Below are 12,446 nucleotides of genomic sequence, written 5' to 3' on the forward strand. Positions count from 1 at the left end.
GGCAGTGCGGGCGTGGCGCGGATGAGGTTATGCGTTGGAGACCCCGGCGGTCGCGGCGGACAGGTCGGGGGACGACGAGCCCTGCGGAATGCTGACCTGGTCGACGATGTCGACCGGGGCGTCGGGCGTAAGGTCGTTGTAGGAGAGGACGGTAATGTCCGAGACCATCGGATCCAGAAACTGGTAGACCGTCGCCCGCAGCACGGGGGAGATCAGCAGGATCGGCGCCCGGTCGTTGCTGATAAGCTCAGTCGCCTGCTCGTCGATCGCCTTGACGAGGGCGTCGGCCCGCTCGGGCTGCAGCCCGAGGGTGTTGGCGTCGAGCCCCCCGGACTCGGCCGTTTCGAGCAGGTGCTGCTCCAGGGCCGGGTCCATCACGAAGGCCTTGATGCGCCCCTCGGGCCCCGAGAACTCGCGGGTGATGGTGGGCGCCAGGGCCGCCCGGCAGTGCTCGGTCAGCACCTCCACCGTCTGCGTCTGCGAGGCGTGGTCGGCCAGCGTTTCGAGGATCGTCACGAGGTCGCGAATCGGAATGCGCTCCTCCAGCAGCCGCTGGAGCACCTTGCGGATGCTGCCCAGCGAGAGGAGGTCCGGCACCAGTTCGTCGACGAGGGCGGGGGCCGACTCCTCCACCTTGTCCAGCATCTCCCGGACCTCCTGCCGGTCGAGGAGCCGATAGGCGTTCTTCCGCAGCTCCTCCAGCAGGTGGGTCGAGATGACGGCCGGCGGCTCGATCACGGTCAGGCCCATCTGCTCCGCCTCCGACAGGTTGCGCTCCGCCACCCAGACGGCCGGCAGCCCAAAGGTGGGATCCTCGACCCGGATGCCCGACGGCGCCTCGTCGACGTCGTCCGGGAGCAGCGCGAGCTTGTACCCCGGCATCACCTGGCCCTCGCCGATGGGATTGCCCCGCAGCCGGATCACGTATTTGTTCGAGTCCATGTCGACGTTGTCGCGGATGCGCACCGGCGGGATGACCAGGCCCATCTCCTCGGCCAGTTGCTTCCGCAGCATCTTGACGCGCTCCAGGAGGTCCCCGCCCTGGTCCGGGTCCACGAGGGAGATGAGCCCGTAGCCGATCTCCAGTTCGAGCGGGTCCACCAGCAACAGGTCGGAGGGGTCCTCTTCGGCCCCCTCCTCGGCCTGCTCCTCCTCGGCCTCGCGCTGGCGCTCGGCCTCTGCTTCGTCCTCCGCCTTCTTCTCCTTGCTGCGCAGGTACCACAGCAGGAGCACCCCTGCGCTCAGCAGCCAGAACGGAAGGACGGGCAGCCCCGGCACAAAGCCCATGACCCCCAGGAAGCACCCCGTGATCAGCAGCGGGGGCGGCTTGTCGAGGAGCTGGCCCTTCATCTCGCTGGCCAGCGACCCCTCCTCCCCACTGGCCCGCGAGACGATGATGCCGGCCGCCGTCGACACCATGAGCGCGGGGATTTGCGACACGAGCCCGTCCCCGATCGAGAGCAGGGCGAAGGTGCTCGCCGCCTCCCCGATCCCCATTGCCTGCTGGGTCACGCCGATCACCAAGCCCCCCACGACGTTAATGGCCGTGATGAGGATGCCCGCGACGGCCTCGCCCCGCACAAACTTCGTGGCGCCGTCCATGGCCCCGTAGAAGTCGGCCTCCTCCGTCACCTCGTCCCGCCGCTCGCGCGCCTCCCGCTCGTCGATGAGGCCCGAGTTGAGGTCCGCGTCGATGGCCATCTGCTTCCCCGGCATCGCGTCGAGCGTAAACCGCGCGGCGACCTCCGAGATGCGCTCGGTGCCCTTCGTGATGACCACGAAGTTGATAATGACGAGCACGAGGAAGATGATGGCCCCCACCACGTAGTTGCCCGCCACGACGAAGCTTCCAAACGCGTTGATGAGGGCACCCGCCTCCGCGGTGCCCAGGATGAGCCGGGTCGACGCCACGTTCAGCGAGAGCCGGAAGAGGGTGGTCGTGAGCAGCAGGCCCGGGAAGATCGCAAATTCCAGGGGCCGCTCGGCATAGAACGACGTCAGGAGCACCCCGAGGCTCAGGGCGATGTCCGTGGCCAGGAAGAGGTCCAGCAGATAGCTGGGCAGGGGCACCACCATCATGAACAGGATCGCCACGATGGCGCCGGCCACGAAAATTTCGCTGTCGACCCCCCCAACCCCCAGCGACCCGGTGGGCGACGATGACGTGCGGGACTCAGCAGCGCGGGACAAAGCACCGACGGGGGTGGATGACAAAGCATAAGCGGGTCAGACGTCGCCGCGCTGCTCGTATACTTCGGCGAGGATGGCGGCGACGGCCGGGTAGAGCTCCTCCGGAATTTCCTCCTCCTCTGGCACATTCTCGTACAAGGCGTGTGCCAGGGACCGATTTTCGAACGTAGGCACGTCAAATTCGGCGGCGAGCTCTTTAATCCGGAGTGCGCGCTTGCGCACGCCCTTCAGCAGCACCCGCGGGGCCGGCGCCTCGTCGGGGTCGTAGCGGAGGGCAATGGCGTAGTGGGTCGGGTTTGTAACAACCGCGTCCGACTTCATGACGGCGTGGTCCATGCGCGGCTGCTCGGCCAGCTCCTTGGCCTTCTCCCGGCGCTTCTCTTCGAACTCCGGGTCCCCCTCCGTTTCCTTCTGTTCGTCCTCCATTTCTTTTTTGCTCATCTTGAGGTCCTCGTAGTACTTCCAGCGCTCGAACGCGAAGTCGAGCGCCGCAATCACGACGAGGCCCATCAGCACCCGCCACATCAGCGCAAAGAACCAGTCGGCCGCCTGGTCGAGCAGGGCCGGCAGCGGCAGCGTGTAGACCTGCACCATCTCGGGAATGAGCGGCCGCATGGCGAAGTACGCGATGGGCCCCACCACCCCGATCTTGAGGAGGGTTTTCGCGAAGCCGAAGGCCCCCTTCGAGGAAAAAATCTGCTTCAGCCCCTCCAGGGGGTTCACCCGGCTCAGCTGCGGCTGGACCGGGGTGAACGACACGTTCCACCCGGACTGGACCATGTTCAGCCCCACCGCCGCCACGACGAGCACAATGAAGAGGGGGGCCAGCATCCCGGCGACCTGCGCCCCGATCTCCGCGACGAGGCGCTGGAGCGACGCCGGGGTGAGGGACATGCGCGCCGACCGGAGAAAAATGCGCGCCGCCATGTCCTGCAGGGACTGAAACGCCGAGGCGCCCCCCACCGAAAAGACGGCCATCGCCGTCAGCAGAAGCCCCACGGAGACCGGCTCCGTGGCCCGGAGCACGTTTCCCTTCTCGCGCGCCTTTTCGAGGCGTCGGGGCGTGGGGTCGTACTGTTTTTCCTGCGTCTCACTCATCGGTGGCGCTGGGAGGCAATCACGCGATCGCGAGTACTCGGCGCCCCCGCACGGGGAAAGGACTGCGCAGGGCGCAACGGAAAACTTTTCCCGCCCCTCCATCGCCGGCTACCCGGGGGCAATGATCCGGAGCACCGCGTGCACCATCTGCTCAATCTCCCCAAACAGCGACGGGAAGAACGGAAAGACGCCCTGCACAAAGACAAAGAAGATTCCAATGCCCACGAGCAGCTTTGCGGGCAGGCTGAGCGTAAAGAGGTTCGCCTGCGGCACCAGGCGCGCGAAGATGCCCAGCGCGATGTCGGTTAGGAAGAGGATCACCAGGAACGGCGCCGCCAGCCGGACGGCGAGCCGGAAGAAGTCCCCCATCCACCCCAGCATCGGCGGCCCGGCCCCGGACAGCTCGGCGCCGCCCAGCGGCACCACCTCAAACGACTGCGCGAGCGCCCGCAGGAGGAAGTGGTGCCCGTCGGCCAGGAGAAACGCGAGGAGAAACGCATACGAGAGAATCTGGCCGAGCGGGTTGCTCGACGTGCCGCTGATCGGGTTGTAGGTCTGCGCGAGGCTCAGCGCCATCTGGTACCCCATGATGGTCCCCGCAAAGCTCACCGCCCAGAAAATGATGCGCGCCGTAAAGCCCATGACGAGCCCCGTGCCCGCCTCCACCAGCACGACCAGCATGAACCCGACGTCGTGGGTTACGTGCTCGGGCAGGGGCCCCGTGGCGAAGCCCGCCAGGCTGTAGGCCAGCACCACACTGGCCAGCACCCGCACCCGCACGGGAATGGTTTGCTGTCGAAAGACCGGGGCCGCCAGCATCAGGCCGCTCACCCGCACGAACACGAGCAGCACCCGCAGAATGTATTCGGTATCGAGCAGCGACATGGGACACGCCGTTGGTCTCGGCGTCGGGCGTCACGGGCACAGGACAGGGGCGTCCGGCGGGGGCGTCCGGCGGGGGGCCGCCGGTCACTTCGACACGCTGGGAATGGCGGCGAAGATCTCGGCCGTGAAGTCGGTCATCATCTGAATCATCCACGGCATCATGAAGAAGAAGACAACGGCGATCGCGATGAGCTTCGGGATGAAGCTGAGCGTCATCTCCTGCATGGAGGTGACGGCCTGGAAGAGGCTCACGACAATGCCGGCCAGCAGCGCCATGCCCAGCATGGGCCCGAGGACCATAAATCCCGTTCGGAGCGATTCTTTGAGCCAGTAGACGGCAACATCTGCGTTCATTGGAGGCGGGGTGGTTGGTGTGCGGTGATTGTGAAGGGGCGTGCGGGGCGGGCGCTACCCCACCGCGTAGCCCTGCATGAGCGACTCGACGATCAGGTACCAGCCGTCGGTCAGCACAAAGAGCAGCAGCTTGATGGGCAGCGAGATCATAACGGGCGGCAGCATCATCATGCCCATGCTCATCAGAATGCTCGCCACGACGAGGTCCACAATGAGGAACGGCAGGAAGATCATAAAGCCGATCTGGAATGCAATCCGGAGCTCGCTGATGACGAACGCCGGCACGACCACGTAGAGCGGCGCCTCGTCCGGGCCCTCAAAGCTTTCGATCTCCCCCATGTCCATGAAGAGCATGAGGTCCTTGTCCCGCGTGTGGGTGAGCATGAACCGCTTCATCGGCGTGGACGCCCGGTCGAACGCCTCCTGCTGCGTGATCTCGTTGTCCAGGTACGGCCGGAGCGCGTCCTGGTGGACCGTCTCCAGCACCGGCTGCATGATAAAGAGGGACAGGAAGAGCGAGAGGCCGATGACGACCTGCCGGGGCGGGGACCGCTGCAGCCCCAGCGCCCGGCGCAGGATGCTGAAGACGACGACCAGGCGCGTGAAGCTGGTCATCAGAATGATGATGGCCGGGGCGAGCGTGAGGACCGTCAGCAGGAGGAGGAGCTGGATCGGCAGCTCGTACCCGTCCTCCGAAGGGGTCAGGTCGACCTGGGGGAGGCCCCCGAGCGACGACCCGGACGTGTCGACCGGAGCGGCCGTCGCCCCGGCCTCCTGGGCGAATGCGGGGGCCCCGACGAGGCCCCCCCCCGCCAGGAGAAGCGCGACCAGTACGATGAGCCCCCCGGCCCGTCGAACGGGCGAGGGCCCCGGCATCGGGAAGCGGATAGACACGGCGTGGGGCGTCACGACAGGGAGTGTTGACGGGCAAACTGCTTCAGCACGTCGGCGAAGTGCGCCGACTGAGGCGAGGACCCGCCCCCGCCCGGTGGGGCCGTGCCGCCCTCCGCCGCGTCGAGCACCGACTCGTCGAACGCCTCTCGCGGGTACGTTTTCAGAAGCTCGATCGCCTCCTCGGTGGCGCCCACCAGAAGCACCTCGTCCCCGCACGCAACGAGGCGAAGGTGCTGCGACTGCCCGAGGGCCAACTGCCCGATCGGACGGAGGGCAGCGGAGGCCTCCCCGGACGAGACGCGGCGGCGCACATAGAGCGCGTATCCCCCGCCGCCCACCAGCACCAGGAGGGCCGACAGGTTCCCCCAGGTAAAGAGATCGACGCCGGCGTCCGACGACACGGACGAAGACGCGGGGGCCTCCGGCGGGGCCCCGTCGGCGGACTCGGCCCCGTCGGCGGACGGCACCAACGCGGCGGCCTGGACCAGCACCCAAAGCGCCACCAGCGCCCCCAGCGCGTACAGCGCGTACCAGGCCAGGCGGCGCGGAGAGACTCCGGGCGAGTCTGAGGACGCGGGAACCATGGGCGACGGATCGGGGGAGGGCGGCAGAACGAGAAGGCGAAACACCGGCTGTCTTGTTCTGCGAAAACAATGCCAGCCGGAAAATCCATCCGGGCGCCCCCATCGGTCGGTCCCGTTCCCGTCTAGAAGAATGCTTTTTCCCGGTGTCCGTCCGAGGCGAGATTCGTGATCCGCACCCCGAACTGCTCGTCGATCACCACGGCCTCCCCCTCGGCGATCAGGCGTCCGTTGGCGTACACCGACAACGGCTCCCCGACCATCTTCTCCAGCTCGACCACGCTCCCCGTCGTGAGCTTCAGCACGTCCGCCAGGGGCAGCTCGCGACGGCCCAGCTCCACGCGCACCTCCAGGTCCACGTCCGCCAGCAGCTTGAAGGTGCCGGAGTCCCCGTCCCCGCTGATCTCCTCGTCGCCGAGCTCACTGAAGGCGGCGGGCGACACCTCGACGCCTTCCGACTCGTCCGCCGCCGACGACGGGGCCCCGCCGCCCGCCGGCGGAGACGCCCCCGACGACTGGTCGGCCCCCGCGGCGGCCTCTTGGGGGGCGCTCTCCGTCGTGGTCGACGCGTCCGACGACGCCTCGGCGCCGTCCGGCAGGAGCACGAGCCCGTCCAGCTCGCCGCCGTCCCGCTGCGCGGTGAACGGCACGAGCCACGCGGCCTCGTCCGGGGACGGGGGCGCCTGGCCCGGCGCGGCCGTGTCGAACTGCACCTCGGGCAGGGTCAGGCCCTCCTCCGCGAGGGTGCTCTGTACGGTTCCGAAGCCCTGCGACGAGATTTCCTGCATGAGGTCGAGGGCCCCGTCCGCGTCGGGCGCCATCTCTTCCCCGAACATGGCCTCCGAGAAGAGGGGCACCCAGTCCGGGTCCAGGGCCACGACCGCGCCCCGGTCGGCGGCGTACAGGACGAAGCGCTTCTTCAGGTCGTTCTGGAGCGCCTCCGTGGGCGACCGGTCGGCGATGTTCTTCGGGGCCGACGCGTCGAGCGGAATGTCATTCCCGCTCAGCTGCTCCAGCAGCGCTTCCAGCGCCGTTAGTGCCGTCTGTATGTGCGTCTTGAGCGTGTTCTGGGTCATGGTCAGGGGAAGGGGTCAGAGAATCGAACTCGACGTTCTCGGGGGACTCCGCCGCCGTGATCCGCAGGGCCCGCTGCCGTCCCGAACGGCCCGGCACGGCCTCAAACTTCTGCTCGCCGTTTACAAACACCTTGATGGGGTCGTCGGTCTCGCGGTCAAGGGGGATGACGTCGCCCTCCTGCAGCTGGGCCAGCTCGGTTACGGGCAGGACGGTGCGCCCCAGCTCGGCGCTTAGGTTCACCTCTGTCTCCCGCAGGGTCTCCTCGTACCGGTCTCGCACTGCAGGCTCGACGGCCGTCGTGGAGCTGGAAATCCACTGCTCCATGCCGGAGCGTCCCAGCATCTGCTCCAGCATGAGGTACGGGTAGCAGATGTTGATAAACGACGGCTCGTCGTAGACGCGCACGTCGAACGAGGCCACGAGCGCCGGCTCGGCCGCCGGGATGATCTGCACAAATTCGGCGTTCGACTCGAACGCGACCTCCTCGACCGACAGCTCGTAGGCCTTTCGCCAGGATTCCTCCAGCTTCCGGTACGCCCGCTTCATCACCCGGCTCATGATGCGCTGCTCGATCGGGGACACCTCACGGGACTCGTCCATCAGCTCCCCGTCGCCCCCCATGAGCTTCTCGATGGTGTACACCACCAGCCGCGGGTCGATCTCGAAAATCGACCGGTATTCGAGCTCGTCCTCGCGCAGGACGTACAGGGCCGACGGCGGGGCGCTCGACATCACGAACTCCGAGTAGAGCACCTGGTCGACGGCCGTCAGCGAAATGTCGACGATCGTGCGGAGCTGGGCGGAGAGGTAGACCGAGAGGTCCCGGGCAAACGACTCGTGTACCTGATTCAGGATGCGCTTCTGCGTCTGCGAGAACAGGCGCGGCCGCTTAAAATTGTACGGTTGCGCCTGCTTTTCCTTCTCCGCCTGCGTGTCCGGCTCGCCACCTGCACCTCCGGTGGGATCGTCCTGTTCTTCCGCCTCGGCGTCGCCGAGAAGGACGTCAATTTCCTCCTGACTAAGGGGCTTCGACATGCTGGTGCTGCGCTGCCGTCGAGAAGATCAGAGAACGGGTCCGCGCCCACGGGTCTGCGTCACTGCAAAACGAATTCCGTAAAGTACAGCCGGTCCACCGTCCCCTTGCTGAGGATCCCGTTCGCCTCCTCGCGCAGCGCTTTTTTCAGGTTGTCACGCCGTTCGGGGTCGGACAGCTCCTCGACCGTCCGCTCCGACAGCAGCCGGAGCACGGCGTCTTTGATGATGACCTTCTTTTTCGCCATCTCCTTCTTCACCTTGGGCGCTTCCATCTCGAACACGACGCTAATGGCCAGGTACCGGTTGCCGCGGGAGCCCGCGGGGTTGACCACGAGTCCCTCCAGCGTTGAGAGGGCACCGACCTTTTGGGATTCCGCGTCCCCGCCGGCGTCGCCCCCCACGAAGGGGAGCAGCCCTGCGATCTGGTCGGCGTACGGGACCGTCCCGGGGTTTTGGGCAATCTGTCCCACGTAGGGGATCGCCTGGATGGTCTCCCCGACGCGGTCGTATTGCGCGTACGTCACCCCCACCCCGGCCACGCCCGCCACGCCAAGCGCCAGGGCCAGAAGCAGGAGGAAGTGCCGCTTGATGAGCGGCTCCTCGTCCTCCGTCACGGCCCCGTCGCCGTCGACTCCGGCGTCGGACGGGGCGATGTCGTCTTGTTGCTGTTCCATGACCGCCAGTTGAACATAATTTCTACACGACGATTCTTGGCCCGCCCTTCGTCCGTCTGGTTCGAGGCGCGCGGGTCCGTGGAGGCGTGCCCCACCGCCTGGAACCGCGAGGCGTCGTATTCGGGAGCCCTTTCCTGCAGAAAACGTACCGCCGACGCCGCCCGGGCGGTCGACAGCTCCCAGTTCGACGGGAATTTCCGCGTCCCGATCGGGCGGTCGTCGGTGTGCCCCGACACCACCACCGACCCCACGTCGCGGCTAAGCAGGTTCGCCAGCTCCCGCAGCACCGTCCGGGACGGCTTGAGGAGGCGCGCCCGTCCGGTGCGAAACATCAACGAATCGGCGATGACGACGTGAATGCCCTCCTTCTTCAGGTCCGCCTGGATCTTCTCGCCGAGCCCGCGCTCCTCAAGCCTCTTGAGGAACTGCTCGTACTGCTCGGCCCGCTTTCGCGCCCGGGACCGGCTGGAGCCCGACGAGTAGTCGGCGGGGACCACGGACTTGCTCCCGGAAAACATGCCGGGCTGCCGCTGAAAGTTGCTGATGGCGTCCCGGAACTTCTTCATCCGGATCTCCGACATCGAGATCAGGAGGACGAAGAAGGTGACGAGGAGCGTCATGATGTCGCCGTACGTCGTCATCCAGAACGGCGCCGTCGGCATGTCGTCGCCGTCGTCCCCGTCGGTATCGGGACCCATCTCGTCACTGCTCATAAGGGCGTAGAACAATCAATGGGACTATGCCGCGGCCGCGGCGGGCTGGGCATCGGTGGCGTCTTCGGTCGATTCCGCCCCCGCGTCCGCGTCTTCCGCTTCTCCTTCCACCTCGTCCTCCGCGAGAAAGCCGAGGCGCTGCTCAATCATGCGCGGGCTGTCCCCACGGGCGATGGCGAGGATGCCCTCCCGGGTGATGTAGTGCGCCTTGCCCCGGAGCTCGTTCTGCTTTCGCGCCCGGTCGCCCAGCGGCAGGAACGCCAGGTTGGCCAGCAGGGCCCCGTAGAAGGTGGTGACGAGGGCCGTCGCCATGCCCGAGCCAATCTTGCTCGGGTCGTCGAGGTTGTTCAGCATCTGAATGAGCCCGATGAGGGTGCCGATCATGCCGAACGCCGGGGCGTACGTGCCCGCTTGCGTGAAGAAGTCCGCCACGAGCTGGCGCTTGCCCTTCATCTCCGCGATCCGTTGGTCGAGCATGCCGGCAATCTCGTCCTCCCCCATCCCGTCGACGGCCATTTCGAGGCCGAACTCCAGGAGGTCGTCGTCGACGTCGTCGATGTGCCGGTCGAGGGCAAGCACCCCCTCCCGCCGCGCGGTGCGGGCCATGTTTGTAATCTGGTCGAGGCGGCGCTGGAGCGACGGCGGCTCGAACGCGAAGAGGTCCTGCGTCATCTCGATGACGCGCTTCAGGTCGTCGAAGGAATAGTTAACCACGACGGCCGCCGCCGTGCCCCCCACCACCATCAGCAGCGAGGCCGGGTCGAAGAACTTCCCCCATGTGTTGCCCAGCAGGATGGCCCCGGTGATGAGGACAAATCCACTGATCAGGCCGATCGAGGTTGATTTCCGCATAGTACCTCCATTCAGAATGACACCGCAACGACACGACGAGCCGGAAAAAACCCAGGGCCCCTCTACGGAAAATCGTGCCGCCCACACGATTGCCGTTCGGCCCCGCCTCCCCTGAGCGCAGAGCCCCTAGTCGGGCGCCCCGTCTCCCAGGGACGACGAGGCCCCCGGCAGGCCCTCGGTTGGGGCTCGGGGCTGCGTCGACGAATCATCCGGCGCCTTGTTCGCGGCCGGCACCGCTTCCCGAGGGGCCCCGACTGCCTGTTCCCCCCCGAGCGTGAAGTGGCCGACGAGCCGGCCGAGGCGATCGGTCCGCGCCTCCATGTCCGCCACGGTGTCTGCAATCTGTTGGATGCCCGTGACCGCCTCCCGGGACACCTCCGAGATGCCCTGCACGCTCTGCGTAATCTGCTCGCTGGTGGCCGACTGCTCCTCGGTGGCCGACGCAATGTCGCTGACGGTGTCGGCCGCCTCCTGCGTCCCGTCGACGATCTTGTCGAGGGCCTCCCCGGCCTCGTCGGCGAGGGCCATGCCGTCCTGGACCTGCTCCTCTCCCTGCTGCATGGCCGACACCGCCTCGTCCGCCTTGTCGCGGATCTCGGCGACCATCTCGGCGATGTCGTCCGTCGCCTCGGCGGTGCGCTCCGCCAGCTCGCGGACCTCCTCGGCCACGACCGCGAAGCCGTGCCCCTCCTCGCCGGTTCGGGCCGCCTCGATGGCCGCGTTGAGGGCCAGCAGGTTCGTCTGGTCGGCAATGTCGTTGATGATGGACACGGCCTCCTCAATCTCTTCGCTCGACGCGCCCAGTTCCTTGACCGTCCGGGCCGAGTCCTGGACCGTATCGGCAATCTCGTGCATCTTCTCCACGGCCTCCCCGACCACTTCCGCGCCGGTCTCGGCCTGCTCTCCATTTTGCTGGGCCGCCTCGGCCGCCCGGGTGGCGCTATCCGCGTTCGAGGAGATGGTCCGGCTCATCTCCTCCACCGCGGCGGCCACCTCGTCGGCCTGGGCGTGCTGCCGGTCGGCGCCGTCGGCCAACTGGTCCGCCACCGTCCCGACCTGCCGTGTGGCCGTGGCCGTCTCCTCCACGGCGGCGTCGACCTCCGCGAGCGTCTCACGCATCTGCTCGACGGTCCGGTTGAACCCGTCGCCGAGCCGGTCCACGAGGGCCTCCGTTTCGCTGAGGTCCTCGTTGAGGGTGTCCTCCACGCGGCCCGCGGCAAACTCAACCGTCAGGTCCCCGTCCGACAGGCGATTCATCGCCCCGAGCATGCGCTCCACCTCCCCCTCCAGGTAGTCCCGCACGACGCGCGACTGCTCGGCCAGCCGGTCGGCCTGCTCGCGCTTCTCCTCCGCCTCGGTCTTGGCCGCCTTGACGTCCTGGAGCAGGGCGTCCAGGCGGTCGTTTTTCTGGGCCGCCTCGGCCTCCTGCTCCGCCCGCCGGCGGTACATCCGCACGGCCTGCACGCACCCCACGGCCAGGAAGGAGACGGCAAACACGACCCAGGCGACGTGCTCGACGGTGCGCCACGGGCTGGCCGTGAGCACGCCGTAGATCGACTCCGGCCAGATGATGCCCCGAACGACGTGGTCTACCCCCGTCACCGCGGCGCCGGTGAGGAGCACCCGCCAGTCGTGGTACAGCGAGAGGAAGGCCAGCGACGCAAAGATGTGAAAGTGCGTCTCGATGCGTCCGCCCGACAGGTGAATGAGCAGCCCGGACATCATCAGCTGGGCCCCGGCAATGAGGTGGCGGGTCAGGGTCGTTCCCGGCCGCACCCACGCCAGGAGGGCCGGCGGGGCGCTGATGAGCCCCCCCAACAGGACGGCCGCGTAGACGTGCACGTGCATCGTGCTCTCGGTCCCGGCCCACGTGTTCGGGGAGATGAGGACGGCGGCTACGATCGCCGCGGCCCACTGCACCGTCATCAACACCGCGAACCGAAAATCGACGTTGCGGTAGTTTTCCGTCACGTAGTCGACGAAGCGGCGGTGGATCTCGTCCGGCGCGACCGTGTCGGCCGACGCCTCGACGGCGCCGGGCGGCGAACCGGTCGCTTCCGAGGGGGCTGTCGTGGAGGAGGGCATGGCAGATC

The 12,446-nt window shown here is 67.3% G+C and carries 12 protein-coding genes; all 12 read right to left on the reverse strand.

Annotated features, from left to right (window positions below; all coding sequences use genetic code 11):
• Positions 1-27 precede the first annotated feature (27 nt).
• The 12 genes from flhA to OJA40_RS06630 all read right to left on the reverse strand — a co-directional run bounded on the left by flhA (position 28) and on the right by OJA40_RS06630 (position 12,438).
• Entirely contained in the window at positions 28-2,079 is a 2,052-nt protein-coding gene (gene flhA, locus OJA40_RS06575) for a flagellar biosynthesis protein FlhA (protein ID WP_423816502.1), read from the reverse strand.
• A gap of 147 nt (positions 2,080-2,226) precedes the next feature.
• A complete protein-coding gene (locus tag OJA40_RS06580; protein ID WP_208427529.1) occupies positions 2,227-3,288 on the reverse strand; it encodes an EscU/YscU/HrcU family type III secretion system export apparatus switch protein in 1,062 nt (353 codons plus the stop codon).
• Between the two features lie 108 nt (positions 3,289-3,396).
• Positions 3,397-4,173, reverse strand: a complete 777-nt coding sequence (gene fliR, locus OJA40_RS06585; RefSeq protein ID WP_208427530.1) for a flagellar biosynthetic protein FliR — start codon at positions 4,171-4,173, stop codon at positions 3,397-3,399.
• An 84-nt stretch (positions 4,174-4,257) separates the two neighbouring features.
• Entirely contained in the window at positions 4,258-4,527 is a 270-nt protein-coding gene (fliQ, locus tag OJA40_RS06590; RefSeq protein WP_011405299.1) for a flagellar biosynthesis protein FliQ, read from the reverse strand.
• 54 nt (positions 4,528-4,581) lie between these two features.
• Positions 4,582-5,403, reverse strand: coding sequence for a flagellar type III secretion system pore protein FliP (gene fliP, locus OJA40_RS06595; protein WP_208427532.1), 822 nt, complete (start codon positions 5,401-5,403; stop codon positions 4,582-4,584).
• A 29-nt stretch (positions 5,404-5,432) separates the two neighbouring features.
• Positions 5,433-6,005 (reverse strand): FliO/MopB family protein, encoded by a 573-nt coding sequence (locus OJA40_RS06600; protein ID WP_263810158.1) that lies wholly within the window; start codon positions 6,003-6,005, stop codon positions 5,433-5,435.
• 122 nt (positions 6,006-6,127) lie between these two features.
• Complete coding sequence (gene fliN, locus OJA40_RS06605) at positions 6,128-7,078, reverse strand: flagellar motor switch protein FliN (protein ID WP_263793046.1); 951 nt, start codon at positions 7,076-7,078, stop codon at positions 6,128-6,130.
• Complete coding sequence (gene fliM, locus OJA40_RS06610; RefSeq protein WP_208427153.1) at positions 6,996-8,114, reverse strand: flagellar motor switch protein FliM; 1,119 nt, start codon at positions 8,112-8,114, stop codon at positions 6,996-6,998. Before fliM ends, fliN begins: the two co-directional genes overlap by 83 nt.
• Before the next feature lie 59 nt (positions 8,115-8,173).
• Positions 8,174-8,788: a flagellar basal body-associated FliL family protein gene (locus tag OJA40_RS06615; protein ID WP_208427152.1), complete on the reverse strand. Its 615-nt coding sequence runs from the start codon at positions 8,786-8,788 to the stop codon at positions 8,174-8,176.
• Complete coding sequence (locus OJA40_RS06620; RefSeq protein WP_263810159.1) at positions 8,725-9,501, reverse strand: OmpA/MotB family protein; 777 nt, start codon at positions 9,499-9,501, stop codon at positions 8,725-8,727. The genes OJA40_RS06615 and OJA40_RS06620 overlap by 64 nt, the downstream gene beginning before the upstream one ends.
• Positions 9,502-9,525: 24 nt before the next feature.
• Positions 9,526-10,353 carry a motility protein A gene (locus OJA40_RS06625; RefSeq protein WP_208427151.1) on the reverse strand — a complete coding sequence of 276 codons (828 nt, stop codon included), beginning with the start codon at positions 10,351-10,353 and terminating at the stop codon, positions 9,526-9,528.
• 126 nt (positions 10,354-10,479) lie between these two features.
• On the reverse strand, positions 10,480-12,438 hold the full coding sequence (locus tag OJA40_RS06630; protein WP_263810160.1) for a methyl-accepting chemotaxis protein: 1,959 nt from the start codon (positions 12,436-12,438) through the stop codon (positions 10,480-10,482).
• Between the last annotated feature and the right edge of the window lie 8 nt (positions 12,439-12,446).

The sequence above is a fragment of the Salinibacter pepae genome (genome assembly GCF_947077775.1).
Classification (GTDB): domain Bacteria; phylum Bacteroidota; class Rhodothermia; order Rhodothermales; family Salinibacteraceae; genus Salinibacter; species Salinibacter pepae.